Raw genomic sequence first — 16374 nt, 5'->3', positions numbered from 1 at the left:
GGTGTCGCTCATGCTGCGACCGCCTCGGTGACCTCGACGCGGCCTGCCGTCAGGATCTTGTTGACCGCCGCGAACATGCGCTGAATGTGGTCCTCGGTGACCTCGGTGCCGCCGAGCCATGTTTGGACGTAGGCGCGGGATTCTCCCGGGTCCCAGGCGATCAGCTCCAGTTCCTTGGCGACCAGGTACGCGGTCGCCTCGGCCTCAAACTCGGCGATACCGCGATGGGTGTGGTCGCCCTGTTTGCAGTGCCCGAGCATCAGGTGGGCCAGTTCATGCAGCAACGTTTTGGCCGGGTATGCCGCGGTCGGGTTGATCGCCACGTGCCGGCCCTGGGTGTCCTCGAACGAGAACCCTTGCGCGTTGCCGTTGATCATGTCGAACGCGACGCGGTCGATACCGAGCGCCGCGAGCGCCGTGTCGGCGTCCCAACCGGGTAGCTGCACGGGCGGTAGTTCGTCGCCGTCGGTGTCGGAGTATCCGAACACGGTGCGGCTGTCGCGGAACCCGACCAGGATTTGACGCTTGCGGGGCCTGCCGTCCTCGCCGAGCACCACGCCGTTGGCGTCTTTGACGTCGCGGCTGATGTTGACGGGCGCCAAGACGACCTTGGCCTTACTGCCTTTGCGGACCTGCCGACCGAGCTCGAGCCAACGGTTGTACGTGGCGACCGGTTCGGCGACGCCCTGAATCATCAGCCGGACTTGGTTCAGAAACGAGTGCATAGGTTGCACTACATCCCACGAGACACGCCGGGCCACCCGTGGGCCACCGACGCCTAGTTTTGGGGCGAAGTTTGCCGGGCTCCGGGGGTTTAGTCCGCAGAAAGTCCGCAGCTTTCCTCATCCTGTACCGTCGCTCCCCAACGCCAACATCAGCATCATCGCAGGGCGGCCGGGTTTCCCGTCGCTTACCGTGCCTCCCAAACGCCGAGACGACGTTCTACCGCCACGTCGAAGGCTGGCTGCTGGTCCGGTAATTTTTCAGCGGTGAGCTTCCCCACCCGGCGACACGAATCGGTGCGCCCCAGTCCGATTTTCCTGGGCCTGGTCGCGTTGACGGCCGCCGGCGGCGTGCTGGCCTGGCTGGCCGGATCGAGCGTGCGGCCGCTGTCCTATGTCGGGGTGTTCATCTTCGTGATCGCGGGCTGGCTGGTTTCGCTGTGCCTGCACGAATTCGGCCACGCGGTCACCGCCTGGCGATTCGGCGACCACGACGCCGCGGTCCGCGGCTACCTGACGCTGGATCCGCGGCGGTACAGCCACCCCGCGCTCTCGCTCCTGCTGCCGATGGTGGTCATCCTGCTGGGCGGCATCGGGCTGCCGGGCGCCGCGGTGTATGTGCGGACGTGGTTCATGACCCCGACCCGCCGCACCGTGGTCAGCCTGGCGGGTCCGGCGGCCAACCTCGTGCTCGCGGTGCTGCTGCTGACGCTGACCCGGCTGTTCTACGACCCGGCTCATGCGGTGCTGTGGGCCGGGGTGGCGTTCCTGGGATTCCTTCAGCTCACCGCGGTGTTGCTGAACCTGCTGCCCGTTCCGGGCCTGGACGGATACGACGCCCTCGAACCGCACCTGAGTCCCGAGACGCAGCGCGCGCTGGCGCCGGCCAAGCAATGGGGCTTCGTGATCCTGCTGTTTGTGCTCTTTGTGGCCAGCCCATGGTTCTTCGGGCTGGTGCTCTGGTTGTTCCATTTCTCCGGCGTGCCGCCCGTGCTGGTGTCTTGGGGCAACCAGCTGACCCGGTTCTGGAGCCGCTGGATCTAGCGGTTGCAATATATGCGCTTTTACGCATATATTGCACGGCATGGGCGCCGGCCACAATCACACCCCCGCCGAGACCGACTCGTCCCGGCTGATCCCCCGCATGGTCATCGCCGCGGCGATCCTGGCGGCGTTCTTCGTCATCGAATTGACCACCTCGCTGCTGATCAACTCGATCGCGCTGCTGGCCGATGCCGGGCACATGCTGACCGACGTCGTCGCGGTGTTCATGGGGCTGGCGGCCGTGACCCTGGCCCGCCGCGGCAGCTCGTCGCCCGCGCGCACCTACGGGTGGCATCGCGCGGAGGTGTTCACCGCGGTCGCCAACGCCGGGCTGCTGATCGGGGTGGCCCTGTTCATCTTGTGGGAGGCGATCCAGCGGCTCAAGGAAACCCCGTCGATCCCCGGCGTGCCGATGATCGTGGTCGCGCTGGCCGGACTGCTCGCCAACCTCGTCGTCGCGCTGCTGCTGCGGTCACACTCGGGTCAGAGCCTGGCGGTCAAGGGCGCCTACATGGAGGTGGTCGCCGACAGCGTCGGCAGCCTGGGCGTGCTGATCGCCGGCGTGGTCACGGTCACGACGCACTGGCCGTACGCCGACGTGGTGGTCGCGGTGTTGGTCGCGCTGTGGGTGCTGCCCCGGGCCATCTCACTGGCCCGCGACGCGCTGCGCATCCTGTCCGAGTCTTCGCCGACCCACATCGACGTCGAGGAGCTGCGCGGCGCGCTCGGTGCGGTCGACGGCGTGACCGAGGTGCACGACCTGCACGTGTGGACGCTCTCCCCGGGCAAGGACATGTGCACCGCGCACCTGACCAGCGACGGCGACTCGGCCCGGGTGTTGCGCGACGCGCGCGCGGTGCTGTCGGCGCGCGGGCTGGACCACGCGACCGTCCAGATCGAGTGCCCGGGCGGCGCCGACTGCTCTGAGAGCTACTGAAGCCCCAGCGCCGCGCGGGCCGCGGGGTCGCAGTCGTCGAGCAAATCCAGGCAGCGCTGGTACTCGTCGGTCTCGCCGATGGTGTCGGCGGCCTTCGCCAGCGCCGCCACGCAACGCAGGAAGCCCCGGTTGGGCTCGTGCGCATACGGCACCGGCCCGAAGCCCTTCCAGCCGTTTCGCCGCAGCTGGTCCAGGCCGCGGTGGTAGCCGGTGCGCGCATAGGCGTAGGCGGTGACGGCCCTGTCTTCGGCCAGCGCGTCCTCGGCCAGCGCCGCCCAGGCCACCGACGCCGACGGGTGCGCGGCGGCGACGGAGCTCGGGTTTTCGTTGGCAAGCAGCTGCTCCTCGGCATCGCTGTCGCCGGGCAGCAGGATCGGATCGGGTCCGAGGAGATCTCCCATCGACGTCATGGTGTCTATTTTGCCGTCCCCGGGGCGCGGGTCGCTAAGCTCCTTGCATGCCCAACGCACCCGAACCCGACCGCGGCGCCACGCCGAGGCGCGGCGAACGGGCCTTCAAGACCGGCGAGTCGACCGGCGAAGCACCCGGCGAGGAGGGAGCCGAGGGCCAGCCGATGGTGCCCAGCGACCCCGAGACCGAGACCGTGGTGATCAACAAGCCCGATCAGGGCGACGATCCTGACGCGAATCCCGAAGGGGCGCAACGCGAACGTCGTTTCACCGCACCCGGCTTCGACGCGAAGGAAACCCAGGTCATCGCGACTTCTGCCGAACCCGCGACGGAGGTGTTCGCGTCGACGCCGGAACCCGAAGGCGCGACGACGCAGATGGGTGCTCCGCCGAAAGCTGCTGTGCCGCAATCGATTCCGCCCCGACTGGGGGCGAAGCTACAGCCCACGCGGCAAATCAACTGGGGCTGGGTGCTGGCATTGGTGGTGGTCGTGCTGGCGCTGGCGGCGATCGCGATCCTGGGCACCGTGCTGCTGACCCGCGGCAAGCACTCGAAAGTCTCTGAGGAAGACCAGGTTCGGCACGCCATCCAGCAGTACGACGTCGCAGTGCAACGCGGCGACCTGACCGCCCTGCGCACCATCACGTGCGGGAACTCCCGCGACGGATACGTCGATTACGACGAGCACGCCTGGCAGGAGACCTACCAGCGGGTGTCGGCGGCCAAGCAGTATCCGGTGATCGCCAGCATCGACCAGGTCGTCGTCAATGGCCAGCACGCCGAGGCGAACGTCACCACGTTCATGGCCTACGACCCGTCGCTGCGTTCGACGCGCAGCCTCGACCTGCAATACCGCGACGACCGGTGGAAGATCTGCCAGTCCCCCAGCGGCTAACTGCCGGCAATCTCAGCCGATCGACTTACCGGCGCAGTGCAGGTCGTTGCAGGCCTCCACGACCCGCTCGGTCATGGCCGCCTCGGCCAGCTTGAGATAGGTGCGGGGGTCGTAGGCCTTCTTGACGCCCACCTCGCCGTCGACCTTGAGCACGCCGTCGTAGTTGGTGAACATGTGACCGGCGATCGGGCGGGTGAAGGCGTACTGGGTGTCGGTGTCGACGTTCATCTTCACCACGCCGTAGCGCAGCGCCTCCTCGATCTCCGACTTCAGCGAGCCCGACCCGCCGTGGAAGACGAAATCGAACGGCTTGGCGTCCTCGGGCAAACCCAGCTTGGCCGACGCGACCTTTTGCCCCTGGGCCAGGATGTCGGGGCGCAGCTTGACGTTGCCGGGCTTGTAGACGCCGTGCACGTTGCCGAACGTCGCGGCCAGCAGGTACTTCCCGTGCTCGCCGTGGCCCAGCGCGTCGATCGTTTTCTCGAAGTCCTCGGGCGTGGTGTAGAGCTTGTCGTTGATCTCGTTGGCGACGCCGTCCTCCTCGCCGCCCACGACGCCGATCTCGATCTCGAGGACGATCTTGGCGGCCGCCGCCTCCTTGAGCAGCTCCCGAGCGATGACCAGGTTCTCGTCGATGGGCACCGCGGAGCCGTCCCACATGTGGGACTGGAACAGGGGATGGTCGCCCGCGCGCACGCGTTGGGCGGAGATCGCCAGCAGCGGGCGCACGTAGCCGTCCAGCTTGTCCTTGGGACAGTGGTCGGTGTGCAGCGCCACGTTGACGGGGTACTTGGCCGCGATGACGCGGGTGAACTCGGCCAGTGCGACGGCACCGGTCACCATGTCCTTGACCCCGAGTCCGGAGGCGAACTCCGCACCACCGGTGGAGAACTGGATGATGCCGTCGCTGCCGGCGTCGGCGAAGCCTTTGATCGCGGCGTTGACGGTCTCCGAGGAGGTGCAGTTGATGGCCGGGAAGGCGTAGGAGTTCTCCTTGGCGCGGCCCAGCATCTCGGCGTAGACCTCGGGGGTGGCGATGGGCATGAGCGCTCCTCCTGGCGGCTGGGCCCCTCAAGTATCGCAACACCGGTATGTTGAAGCATCGTGAGCACCACCGTGACGGCGTTGCCGGACATCCTCGACCCGATGTACTGGCTGGGCGCCAATGGCGTCTTCGGATCCGCGGTGCTGCCCGGCATCCTGGTCATCGTCTTCATCGAGACGGGGCTGCTGTTTCCGCTGCTCCCCGGCGAATCGCTGCTGTTCACCGGCGGGCTGCTGGCCGCGCACCCCAACCCGCCGGCGAGCATCTGGGTGCTGGCCCCCGCCGTCGCCGTGGTGGCGATCCTGGGCGACCAATGCGGTTATTTCATCGGGCGGCGGATCGGGCCGGCGCTGTTCAAGAAGGAAGATTCCCGCTTCTTCAAGAAGCACTACGTGACGGAGTCCCACGCGTTCTTCGAGAAGTACGGGCCCTGGGCGGTCATCCTGGCCCGGTTCGCGCCGTTCGTGCGGACGTTCGTCCCGGTGGTCGCCGGGGTGTCGTACATGCGCTACCCGGTGTTCCTCGGGTTCGACATCGTCGGCGGCATCGCCTGGGGCGGCGGCGCGACGCTGGCGGGCTACTTCCTGGGGACCGTGCCGTTCGTGCACCAGAACCTGGAAAAGATCATCCTGGGCATCCTGTTCGTGTCGCTGCTGCCGGCGTTCATCGCCGCCTGGCGCGGCTACCGGGGCCGCCGGCGCGCGGCCGGCCGGGAGCCCGGCTCAGGACACCCGGCTTCTGCGGTACGCAACGAAAGCGTCTAGCAGCTCCGGCCGGTCGATCGAACTCTGCTGCACGGCCTCGTGCGGCGCGGTGCCGAGCAGGATCCGCTTGATCGGGATCTCCAGCCGCTTGCCGGTCAGGGTCCGCGGGATGCCCGGAACGCCGAGGATGTCGTCGGGCACGTGGCGCGGCGAGGCATGCCGGCGGATCTCGGCGACGATCCTCGACCGCAGCGCGTCGTCGAAGTCGACGCCGTCCGCCAGGTGCACGAACAGCGGCATCCAGTAGCCGCCGTCGTCCTGCTCGACGCCGACCACCAGGCAGTCCTGCACCTCCGGCATGCGTTCGACCGCCGTGTAGATCTCCGCGCTGCCCATCCGCACGCCCATCCGGTTCAGGGTCGCGTCCGAACGGCCATGCACCACAACCGATCCCCGCTCGGTGATGGTGATCCAGTCGCCGTGGCACCACACCCCCGGGTACTTGTCGAAGTAGGCGGCGCGGTAGCGGCTGCCGTCGTCGTTCCAGAAGAACACGGGCATGGACGGCATCGGCTTGGTCAGCACCAGCTCGCCCTCTTCCCCGATGACGGGGTGCCGCTCACCCTTCCAGGCCTCGATGGCCGCGCCCAGGCAGCGGCACGACAGCTCGCCGGCCACCACCGGCAGGATCGAGCAACCACCGATGAAGGCCGTGCACACGTCGGTGCCGCCGCTCATGGAGGTCACCGGAACGGGCCGGCCGAGTCCCTCTTGCACCCAACGGAATCCGGATGCCGGCAGCGGTGACCCGGTGGATCCCACCGCCCGCACCTCGTCCAGCGGGTACGACGCGCCCGGCTTCAATTCCTGTTTGGCACAGGCCAAGAGGTAGCCCGCGCCGGCGCCGAGCACCGTGACGCCGGCCTCGGCGGCGACCCGCCACAGGCCGTCGGTGCCGGGATGCGTTGGGCTGCCGTCGTAGAGCACGATGGTGGCGTCGGCCAGCAGGCCGGACACCAACAGGTTCCACATCATCCAGCTGGTCGACGAGTACCACAGGAAGCGGTCGCCGGGGTACAGCTCCAGTTGCAGGTTCAGGTATTTCAGGTGCTCGAGCACGACGCCGCCGTGACCGTGCACGATGCCTTTGGGCTTGCCGGTCGTTCCCGAGGAGAACATCACCCACAGCGGGTGGGCGAACGGGACCGGCGTGATGTCGAGGGCCGCGTCCGCGCGGACCGCCGTGGCCCAGCGCACCGTGTCGCCGTCGCTGTCGAGCCCGAGCCGCGGCACCACCACGGTGGCCCGCAGCGTGGGCATCGCGCGCCGGATCGTCGCCAGCTCCGCCCGCCGATCGATGCGCTTGCCGCCGTACACCGACCCGTCGGTGGCCACCAGCACGGCGGGCGCCACCTGACCCAGCCGGGCGACGACGCCGTCGACCGACACGTCCTGGTTGCACACCGCCCAGATCGCGCCGACGCTGGCCGCGGCCAGGGCGGCGACGACGGCCTCGCCGACGTTGGGCAGATACCCGACGACGGCGTCGCCGGGCCGGACGCCGAGGTGGCGGAGGTAGGCCGCGAACGCGGCCGTCTCGCGCTGAAGCCTCGCCCAGGACCACTCGCTGGATCCGTCCTCGCCGACGACGACCATCGCCGGGCGTTCGTCGGTGGCGTGCCGGAATATCTCGGTGGCGTAGTTGAGCGTGGCGCCGGGGAACCACTCGGCGCCCGGCATCGAACGCTCGCCCAGCACCGCACGGGGCGGACTGTCCGCCCGGATGTCGAAGTAGGTCCAGACCGCGTCCCAGAACCAGTCGACGTCGTCCACCGACTTCGCCCACGGCTCGTGATAGTCGCCGTACTCGCCGCGCCCGGTCTCGGCCAACCAGGCCATGAAGCGGGTGAGGTTGGCTCCGGCAAGCGTCGCCTCGTCCGGGATCCAGCCGCCGGGTTCGCTCATTTCTCGGTCACCGCGGTGACGTTACAGGCGGCCTCCATCAGCATCCAGCCGGAAAGCTGGACCGACAGATCCCGCTCGGCCATCTGGGAGGCGTTCACCGCACCCTCGACGAATTGCGCCTCCTCGCCGGCCTCGGCCTTTTGGGTGGGCAGCTCCGCGTCGCGGTCCCAGAACGCGCCGTACAGCGGTAGGCCGTCCACCGTTTGCCGGTAATCCCAGGCCGATTTCGCCGACGACAGCACGATGGCGCGGGCGGTGTCGCGCGCTACGGCGTCGTCGACGGATTCGCCGGGCAGGCTGGTGGCGACCAGCGCGAGGTATCGGGCGGTGATGCCGCCGAACAGGCCGCCGTCCCCGCCGCCGGTGCCCCGCAGCACGCCCGACGGCGCCATCTGCTCGCTGACCGCCGCGACGAGGCGATGCACCCGGGCGTGATGCCGGGCCCGGGCTTCGGCCCCGGTGCGCGCGGCGAGCTCGGTTTCCAGGCCCAGCACCACGCCCTGGCAGTAGGTGTACTGCGCGCGGACCAGCGAGCCGTCCTTGATGCCGTCGAACACCAGGTGCGTATCCGGGTCGATCAGGGTGCGGTCGATCCAGTCGCTCATCTGGTCCGCCCGCTGCAGGTGGTCGCCGTAGCGTGCGAGGAAGATCCCCGCCGGGCCGTTGGCCGGGGCGTTGAAGAACTTGTCGTCCTGCTTGCGCCACGGGATGCCGCCGCCGTCCTCGGGCGCCCACGCCTCGACGAACTGGGCGGCCAGCTTGGCCAGCGCGCGGTGGCGCTCGACGCCGGCCAGCCGGTCGGCGCGTTCCAGCGCCAGCGCCAGCCACGCCATGTCGTCGTAATAGGAGTTGGTCCACTTCAGGTTGTTGCGCAGCCGTTGGCTGCGGACCTGCCGGGTGATCATCGTGTGCCGGTGCGGTTGCGGGTCGCGCACCTGCGCGTCGATCAGGCAATCCAGCAGGTGCGCCTGCCACCAGTAGTGCCAGGTGCCGAACGACCGGTCTTTGCGGGTCGACGGCCAGGCCACCACCCCCAGTTGCGTTCCCGGCAGGGCCCACAGCCGCTTCAGGTGTCGCTGCGCGACAGCGGCTTCGGAGCTGGCCGCCCGGTTGGCCCATAGCTGATCCATACCTGCCGATCCTGCCCTAGTGCGACGCCCGAGGATGCTGGAGGCATGAGAGATCTGACCGTCAACGGGCGGCGCCACGAGGTGGACGCCGAGGACGACACCCCGCTGCTGTACGTGTTGCGCAATCACCTGGGTTTGAAGGGCACGCGGTTCGGCTGCGGGGTGGGGTTGTGCGGCGCGTGTTTCGTGCTCGCCGACGGCCGTCCCGTGTACTCGTGTGACACCCCGCTGTGGTCGGTGGCCGGCAAGTCGATCCGCACCATCGAGGGCCTGGGCGACGATGGGCGGCCGCACCCGGTGGCCCGCGCCCTGGTGGCCGGGCAGGCGGCGCAGTGCGGGTACTGCATGTCGGGCATCGTGGTGGCCGCCGCGGCGCTGCTGGCCGGCAACCCCGACCCGACGGAGGCGGAGGTCCGCGCCGCGCTGGACCCCAACCTGTGCCGGTGCGGCTCGCACAATCGCGTGGTCGGTGCGGTGCTGAGCGCCGCGGCCGAGATGCGGGAGGCCACGGATGCGTGAGCTGCCTGACCTGCCGGAGTCGCTGGCCGCCAATCCCGTTCTGGGCGAATGGGTTCGGATCTGCTCCGAAGGCGTCGTGGAGGTGCGCTCGGGCAAGGTGGAGCTGGGTCAGGGCGTGCTGACGGCGCTGGCGCAGATCGCCGCCGAGGAGCTCGGCGTGGACGTCGCGCGCGTGCGGATGATCGCCGCGGCGACCGATCGCAGCCCCGACGAGGGCTTCACCGCCGGCAGCCGCTCGATCCAGCAGTCGGGGGCGGCGCTGCGCCAGGTGTGCGCCGAGGCGCGGGCGATCTACCTGGACGTGGCGGCGGCCAAACTGGCCGTTCCGCCCGACGAATTGGATGTCGCCGACGGCCAATTCGCGGGTCCCGACGGATCGGCGACGAGCTATTGGGAGCTCGCCGACGACGCGCTGCTGGACCGGGCGGCCACCGGGGAGGCGGCGCCCAAGCCGGAGTCGGGCTACACCGTCGTCGGCACCGACGTCGCGCGGCTGGACCTGCCCGACAAGCTGACCGGGCGGCCGCGCTACCTGCACGACCTGGTGCTGGAGGGGCAGGTGTACGGGAGGGTGGTGCGCCCCCCGTCGCGCGGCGCGCGGCTGCGGGATGTCGATACCGGCCCGGCCCTGGCGCTGCCGGGCGTGGTCACCGTCGTGCGCGACGGCCAGTTCCTCGGCGTGATCGCCGAACGCGAGGAGGCAGCGGTGCGCGCCGCCGAGCGGTTGCGCGCGGACGCCGCCTGGGAGCGGCGGGCGACCCTGCCCGACGAGGACGACCTCCCCGCGTTTCTGGTGTCGGCGGCGGCCGACACCTCGGTGCTCGCGGCCAAAGGTGATGCGGCGGCGCCCAATTCGACGCGGTCACATTCGGCCCGCTACCACCGGCCGTACCTGGCGCACGCCTCGATCGGCCCGTCGGCCGCGGCGGCGCTCTTTCACGCGGACGGGCGCCTGGAGGTCTGGTCGCACAGCCAGGGCGTGCACGTGCTGCGGCGCGAATTGGCCGCGGCGCTGCGCCTGCCGGCCGACACGGTGGTGGTGCGCCACGTCGAGGGCGCCGGGTGCTACGGACACAACGGCGCCGACGACGCCGCCATGGACGCCGCGATGCTGGCGCTGGCGATGCCCGGGCGGCCCGTGCACCTGGTCTGGTCGCGGGCCGACGAATTGGCCTGGGCGCCTTTCGGTCCCGCCGCCGTCGTCGAGATCGCCGCTGGCTGCGGCGACGACGGTGCCGTCGTCGACTGGCGCCACGAGATCTGGAGCGGCAGCTACATGGGCCGCCCGGGCACGACGCCGACGTCGGCGTTCCTAGCGGCGAGCGAGCGCGCCGGGGGCGAGCCGATCCGTGCCGGCGGCGAGCCGCCGGTCGAATGGGGAGGCGGCACCGGCCGCAATTCCGTTCCCGGCTACGACTTTCCGTCGTACCGGGTGATCAACCACCTGCTGACCGAGATGCCGCTGCGCACCTCGGCGCTGCGTTCGCTGGGCGCGTTCATCAATGTCTTTGCGGCGGAGTCTTTCATGGATGAGCTGGCGGCGGCCGCGTGCCGCGACCCCGTCGAGTTCCGGTTGGCGCAGCTGTCGGACGAGCGCGGCCGGGCGGTGTTGCGGGCGGCGGCGGAGCGGGCCGGCTGGGCGGAATGGGCATCGCGCGAGGCGGTCGGTCACGGCATCGGGTATGCGCGGTACAAGAATTCGGCCGCGTACTGCGCGGTCGTCGCCGAGGTGGAGGCGATCGACGAGGTCCGGGTCCGCCGGCTGGTCGTCGCGGTGGACGCCGGGCTGGTCATCAACCCCGACGGCGCGGCCAATCAGATCGAGGGCGGCGCGGTGCAGGCGACCAGCTGGACGCTCAAGGAGCGCGTGCGATTCGACCGCTTCAACGTCACCAGCGACACCTGGGAGACCTACCCCATCCTGCTCTTCTCCGAGGTGCCCGCGGTCGAGGTGGAATTCGTTGCTGGGCAAGGCAATCCACCGCTGGGCATCGGCGAGTGCGCCCAGGGACCGACCGCCGCCGCGATCGCCAACGCCGTCTGCGACGCCGTGGGTGTGCGGGTGCGCTCACTGCCGCTGACGTCCGGACAGCTCATCGCGGCGATGCCGGATTAGCCAGCGCCACAAGCAGTTCGCGCAGCCCGGTCAGCGAGTGCGCCGGCAAAAACAGGTCGCAATAGGGCAGCGCCGCGGCCATCGAGCCGGCCAGCGGCCGGAATTCGCCATGCGCCGCACGGGGATTGAGCCACACCAGCATCGCGGCGCGGCGGCGAAGCCTGGCCATCGCGTGGGCCAGCACGTCGGGCGGATCGGCGTCCCAGCCGTCGGAGGCGATGATCACCACCGCGCCGCGCAGCGCGTTGCCGTGCGGTGGGGCGAGCAGATCGCCGAGGCTGCGACCGATAAACGTGCCGCCGTAGCGATCGGTGACCTTGGCGTCGGCCTTCTGCAGCGCCACCTCGGCCGAACGGTGCGAGAGCACCGACGTGAGCCGGGTCAGCGACGTCGAGAACGCGAACACCTCCGGCCGCATGCCCGCCCGGCGCAATACCGCCGCACGCATCAGATGCAAGTAGACCCCGGCGTACGGCTGCATCGAGCGGCTGACGTCGCAGGCCAGCACGACCCGCCGCGGCCGCCGGCGCGGGCGCGTGCGCGCCAGGATCACCGATTCCCAGCCGGTCGCGCGCGAGGCGTTCATCGTGGTGCGCAGGTCGATGCGCTTGCCGCGCGGGCTGGGCTCGGACCGCATGCTGCGGCGGCGAGGCCAGCGCGCGACGGTGGCCTCCAGCCAGGAGCCGAGCAGGCGGAGGTCTTGCGCGTCGAAGCGCTCGAACGGTTCGTCGGCGCGCGCGGCGATGCGGCTGGGTAGCAGATCGGGCAGCACGACGCTGGCCTCTCCGACGTCCTCGCCGGCGACGGTCCTTGCGGCCCAGGGCAATCCGTGGGGGCCGCCAGTGGATCGGTTTCCCGCCGGCTGCAGCGTGCCGGCCCCGGGCGCCTTTGGCCCCGGGATGGGCAGGACCGGTTCGGGTCCTCGGGTGCCGTCGGCCGAAGCGCTGCCGAAAACCGCCTCGAAGACGGCGTCGAAGGCGCCGAGGTCTTCCGCCCGGCTGACCAGGGTCAGCCGGGCAGCCCAATAGAGCGCCGACGTGGTGTCCGGCACCAGCTGCCGCAGCGCCTGCACGAAGCTGGCCTGGCCGTCGGCGGATACCGGCACCCCCGCGCCGCGCAGGCGCGCCACCAGGGCGGCCGCGAACGCCGCCAGATCGACGCCCCGCAACAGCAGTGGGGTGCTCACGAGCCGCTAGCGTCTCCGGCCCAGCACCCAACCCAGCACCAGCGCGGCGAGCACCGCCAGCACGATGGGAGCGTACTTCTTGAGCTGGTCGCCGCCGGCGAGGTCGAGCAGGTCGATGGGTTCGGGCTCGGCCGCGGGGGCGGCGTGGCGCGGCTCGGGTGCGGACCCGGTCGTCGTCGGCGCCGCGGGCGTCGGTGCGTTTTTGGCGGCCAGTTCGGCCTCCAGCGATTCGACGAACTGGCCCAGCAGCTTCTCGGAAACCTGCTGCAGCATGCCGCTGCCGAACTGGGCCAGCTTGCCGACGATTTTCAGGTCGGTGTCGACCGTGACGGTGGTGCGGTCGCCGTCCTCGTGCAGCTGGGCGGTGACCGTGGCGGCGGCGTTGCCGGTGCCCCGCGATTCCTTCCCCTTGCCGTCGATGACGGCCCGATGCTGGTCGCGGTCCAGCTCGACGAAGCGCACCTTGCCACTGAACTCGCTGGTGACCGGGCCGACCTTGACCTTGACCTTGCCGAGGTAGTCGTCGCCTTCGTGGCCGGTCAGCTGCGCCCCCGGCATCAGCGGGATCACCTGCTCCAGGTCGCACAGCACGTCCCAGGCCTGTTCGATGGGAGCGCTGACGGTGAACTGGTTGGCGATCTTCATGCGGTGGGTCCTCTCTCAGGTGCGGCTGTACTCGGTAAACGCGTCGCGAATCAGAGTACGGTCGTCGGGGGTCTTGGCCAGCGCCCCCAGGCTGGTGAACGCCGCCTGGTCGACCAGGTCCGCCACGCCGAGCGACACCAGCGCGGCCACCCAGTCGATCGTCTCGGCCACCCCGGGCGGCTTGTCCAGGTCGAGATCGCGTGTACGGCCGACGAATTGGGTGGCGTGCTCGATCAGCGGCACCGTCGCGCCGGGCACCGTCCGGCGGACGATCGCGGCGGCCCGGGCCGGCTCCGGGTAGTCGATCCAGTGATAGAGGCAGCGACGGCGCAGCGCGTCATGCAGGTCACGGCTGCGATTGGAGGTCAGCACGGCGATCGGCGGGCGCTCGGCGACGAAGGTGCCCAGCTCGGGCACCGTGACGGCGGACTCCCCGAGAAATTCCAGCAGCAGCGCCTCGAATTCGTCGTCGGCACGGTCGATTTCGTCGATCAGCAGCACCGGTGGGGTCGGGCCGCGATGGCGCACGCACCGCAGGATGGGCCGATCGACCAGGTAGGTTTCGGTGTAGAGGTCCGCCTCATCGATGCCCCTACCGCTGGCCTCGGCCAGCCGGATGGACAGCAGCTGGCGTTGATAATTCCAGTCGTAAAGGGCCTCGCTGGCGGTCAATCCCTCGTAGCACTGCAACCGGATCAGCTCGGTATCGAGCACCGCCGCAAGGGTTTTCGCCGCCGTCGTCTTGCCGACCCCGGGTTCGCCCTCCAGCAGCAGCGGGCGGCCGAGCGTGACCGCCAGGTAGATCGCCGACGCGGTTCCGGCGTCGAGCAGGTAGTCGTGCGCGTCGAAGCGCGCGATGACGTCGTCGACATCTTGGAAAGGGGCCGGGCACGTCATGACGATTCCACCAGCCGGCGGTAGTCGTCCCAGGTGTCGACGTCGAGCGGGATCGGGCCGTCGATCGCGAGTTCGCGCACCTGGTGCCGGCCCGATTCCACCAGCTTCCACACCGCCTTGTCGCCGTGCAGTTCGCGAAGTTCGCCGAACACGCTGCGGCCCAACCAGAACGGATGCCCGATGCCGTCGGCGTAGCGGCATACCGCGATCTCGGCGCCGGGCCCTTGGGCGGCCATTCGCCTGAGTGTGGCCGGCTCGACGCGAGGCTGATCGCCCAGCATCAGCACGATCCCTTCGGCCCGCGGGTCCACCCGATCCAGCGCGGCTTGCAGCGAGGCCGCGCACCCGGTGCCGGGATCGGCGACCGCCACCACGTCGATTCCGTTCAGCGGCACGGTGTCACGCACCGCTTGCGCCGCGCCACCGAGAGTGACGATGAGCTGGTCGAACCCGGCGTCGCGGGCGACCCCGAGGGTCGACCCGAGCAGGGTCGTATCCCGGTACGGCAGAAGCTGTTTGGGCGTGCCAAGCCTGCGCGAACGGCCGGCCGCCAGCACGACACCGGTGACGGGCGGAGCTTTCATGCCCCGGTTTTCCCAGCGGCGAACGCCGCACGGCAGCCGGGGCCGCAGAACCAGTGGTCCGCGCCGGCCAGCCGCAGGTGCTCGGTGGCGGGGCCGATCGTCACCGTCATGCCGCACACCGGATCGACCGCCTCCGAAGGCGGGCGCAGCGGCGCGGCGGCGCGGCACAGGCCGCCGCCGCGCAGGCCGGCGACCAGCTCGGCCGCGATCGACACCGCGATCTCCGCGGGGGTCTTTGCGCCGATGGGCAGCCCGACCGGGGTGTGCACCCGCGCCCGCTCGTCGTCGGAGAGGCCGAGCGAAGCCAGTACCGATGCGCCGCGTACCTTGCTGGCCACCAGGCCGATGTACCCGACGCCGTTGTCCAGTGCGGCGCGGATGATCTCGGCCTCGGGCCCACCGTGGCTGGCGATCACCACCGCGGTCGCGTCGGCCACGTCGGTACCGCGCCGGACGTCATACCCCAGGACCCCGCACAGCTGGGCCAGCGCGTCGGCGATCGGGGTGGCCCCGTGGATCTCGATCAGCGGTGCCGGCAGCTGCGGGGTCAGGAAGATCTCCAGCGACCCGCCCGACAGGCACGGGTTGACCACCACGCAGGCGCCGGGGGCCTCGGGAAAGTGCACGTCGCCGTCGGGAAGCACCCGCAACAACACGCTCTCGCCCGCCTGCAGCGCGCCCAGCGCCGCCTTGCGGACGGAGTTCTGCGCGCACTGGCCGCCGACGAAGCCCTCAATGGTGCCGTCCGCCAACAGGATCGCCTCGTCGCCCGGATAGGAGGAGGTGGGCGGCTGGGCGCGCACCACGGTCGCGTGCACGAACGGCGTCCGTGCCGCGATCAGTTGCCGAGCCCGCTCGCCGATGAGGGTCATCTAGATCGGTGGCCTCGCTCTGCCCTGCATCGCCTCCCAGACCCGCGACGGCGTCAGTGGCATGTCGGCGTGCCGAACGCCGAACGGCGCCAACGCATCCACCACCGCATTCACCACGGCGGGCGGAGAGCCGACGGTGGCCGATTCGCCGATGCCCTTGGCGCCGATCGGGTGGTGCGGCGACGGCGTCACCGTGTGGCCGGTCTCCAGGTGCGGGACCTCCATCGCCGTCGGGATCAGGTAGTCCATCAGCGAGCCGCCCAGGCAGTTGCCCTCCTCGTCGAAGGCGATCATCTCCATCAGCGCCATGCCGATGCCGTCGACGATGCCGCCGTGCACCTGGCCCTCGATGATCATCGGGTTGATGCGGGTGCCGCAGTCGTCGACGGCCAAAAAACGCCGCACCTTGACCACCGCGGTGCCCGGATCTACGTCCACCACACAGAAATACGCGCCGTAGGGGTAGGTCAGGTTCTCCGGGTTGTAGCAGACCTCGGCGTCCAGCCCGCCCTCGATGCCCTCGGGCAGGTCGCCTGCGCCGTGCGCGCGCATCGCGATGTCCTGGATCGTCACCGACGCCGACGGGTCGCCCTTGACTCGGAAGGTGCCCTTCTCCCACTCCAGGTCCGCGACCGAGACCTCGAGCATGCCCGACGCGATGATCTTCGCCTTATCGCGCACCTTGCGGGCGACCAGCGCCGC

At 70.1% G+C, this 16374-nt stretch carries 17 protein-coding genes; 6 read left to right on the top strand and 11 right to left on the bottom strand.

Annotated elements, in window-relative coordinates:
* Positions 1–8: 8 nt before the first annotated feature.
* Entirely contained in the window at positions 9–725 is a 717-nt protein-coding gene (locus VMD50_RS07825; protein ID WP_325426505.1) for an ArdC-like ssDNA-binding domain-containing protein, read from the bottom strand.
* 264 nt (positions 726–989) lie between these two features.
* Here VMD50_RS07825 and VMD50_RS07820 point away from each other — a divergent pair, with 264 nt between their 5' ends.
* Positions 990–1766, top strand: a complete 777-nt coding sequence (locus VMD50_RS07820) for a site-2 protease family protein (protein ID WP_325426503.1) — start codon at positions 990–992, stop codon at positions 1764–1766.
* A gap of 40 nt (positions 1767–1806) precedes the next feature.
* A complete protein-coding gene (locus tag VMD50_RS07815; protein WP_325426501.1) occupies positions 1807–2703 on the top strand; it encodes a cation diffusion facilitator family transporter in 897 nt (298 codons plus the stop codon).
* Here VMD50_RS07815 and VMD50_RS07810 read toward each other — a convergent pair.
* The gene (locus VMD50_RS07810) at positions 2697–3113 is read right to left on the bottom strand and encodes a DUF3151 domain-containing protein (RefSeq protein ID WP_325426499.1); all 417 of its coding nucleotides are present in this window, start codon (positions 3111–3113) and stop codon (positions 2697–2699) included. The two genes, VMD50_RS07815 and VMD50_RS07810, sit on opposite strands and share 7 nt — an antisense overlap.
* A gap of 47 nt (positions 3114–3160) precedes the next feature.
* Here VMD50_RS07810 and VMD50_RS07805 point away from each other — a divergent pair, with 47 nt between their 5' ends.
* Positions 3161–4009, top strand: coding sequence for an Rv0361 family membrane protein (locus tag VMD50_RS07805; RefSeq protein ID WP_325426497.1), 849 nt, complete (start codon positions 3161–3163; stop codon positions 4007–4009).
* Between the two features lie 12 nt (positions 4010–4021).
* Here the strand turns inward: VMD50_RS07805 and fbaA are convergent, their stop codons facing one another.
* The gene (gene fbaA / locus VMD50_RS07800) at positions 4022–5053 is read right to left on the bottom strand and encodes a class II fructose-bisphosphate aldolase (RefSeq protein ID WP_325426495.1); all 1032 of its coding nucleotides are present in this window, start codon (positions 5051–5053) and stop codon (positions 4022–4024) included.
* 60 nt (positions 5054–5113) lie between these two features.
* Here fbaA and VMD50_RS07795 point away from each other — a divergent pair, with 60 nt between their 5' ends.
* Entirely contained in the window at positions 5114–5818 is a 705-nt protein-coding gene (locus tag VMD50_RS07795) for a DedA family protein (RefSeq protein WP_325426493.1), read from the top strand.
* On the opposite strand, the gene VMD50_RS07790 is transcribed toward VMD50_RS07795, so the two are convergent.
* Positions 5777–7723, bottom strand: coding sequence for an acetoacetate--CoA ligase (locus VMD50_RS07790; RefSeq protein WP_325426491.1), 1947 nt, complete (start codon positions 7721–7723; stop codon positions 5777–5779). The genes VMD50_RS07795 and VMD50_RS07790 overlap by 42 nt on opposite strands.
* Positions 7720–8853 (bottom strand): glycoside hydrolase family 76 protein, encoded by a 1134-nt coding sequence (locus tag VMD50_RS07785; RefSeq protein ID WP_325426489.1) that lies wholly within the window; start codon positions 8851–8853, stop codon positions 7720–7722. Before VMD50_RS07785 ends, VMD50_RS07790 begins: the two co-directional genes overlap by 4 nt.
* A 45-nt stretch (positions 8854–8898) precedes the next feature.
* On the opposite strand from VMD50_RS07785, the gene VMD50_RS07780 reads away from it, so the two are divergent.
* Entirely contained in the window at positions 8899–9372 is a 474-nt protein-coding gene (locus VMD50_RS07780) for a (2Fe-2S)-binding protein (protein WP_325426487.1), read from the top strand.
* Entirely contained in the window at positions 9365–11488 is a 2124-nt protein-coding gene (locus VMD50_RS07775) for a xanthine dehydrogenase family protein molybdopterin-binding subunit (RefSeq protein WP_325426485.1), read from the top strand. The genes VMD50_RS07780 and VMD50_RS07775 overlap by 8 nt, the downstream gene beginning before the upstream one ends.
* On the opposite strand, the gene VMD50_RS07770 is transcribed toward VMD50_RS07775, so the two are convergent.
* From VMD50_RS07770 to VMD50_RS07745, 6 genes are all read right to left on the bottom strand, one after another.
* Positions 11466–12674: a vWA domain-containing protein gene (locus tag VMD50_RS07770; protein ID WP_325426483.1), complete on the bottom strand. Its 1209-nt coding sequence runs from the start codon at positions 12672–12674 to the stop codon at positions 11466–11468. The genes VMD50_RS07775 and VMD50_RS07770 overlap by 23 nt on opposite strands.
* A 6-nt stretch (positions 12675–12680) precedes the next feature.
* Entirely contained in the window at positions 12681–13319 is a 639-nt protein-coding gene (locus tag VMD50_RS07765; RefSeq protein WP_325426481.1) for an SRPBCC family protein, read from the bottom strand.
* A gap of 15 nt (positions 13320–13334) precedes the next feature.
* Positions 13335–14216 (bottom strand): AAA family ATPase, encoded by an 882-nt coding sequence (locus tag VMD50_RS07760; protein WP_325426479.1) that lies wholly within the window; start codon positions 14214–14216, stop codon positions 13335–13337.
* Positions 14213–14800: a nucleotidyltransferase family protein gene (locus VMD50_RS07755; protein WP_325426507.1), complete on the bottom strand. Its 588-nt coding sequence runs from the start codon at positions 14798–14800 to the stop codon at positions 14213–14215. Before VMD50_RS07755 ends, VMD50_RS07760 begins: the two co-directional genes overlap by 4 nt.
* A complete protein-coding gene (locus VMD50_RS07750; RefSeq protein ID WP_414686024.1) occupies positions 14797–15672 on the bottom strand; it encodes an XdhC family protein in 876 nt (291 codons plus the stop codon). The genes VMD50_RS07755 and VMD50_RS07750 overlap by 4 nt, the downstream gene beginning before the upstream one ends.
* On the bottom strand, positions 15673–16374 hold a 702-nt coding region (locus tag VMD50_RS07745), incomplete at its 5' end, for a molybdopterin cofactor-binding domain-containing protein (RefSeq protein ID WP_325426477.1).

The organism is Mycobacterium sp. (assembly GCF_035506235.1).
Classification (GTDB): domain Bacteria; phylum Actinomycetota; class Actinomycetes; order Mycobacteriales; family Mycobacteriaceae; genus Mycobacterium.
Note: the sequence above shows the minus strand (reverse complement) of the source record. Positions and strands in the feature narration are given on the sequence as shown.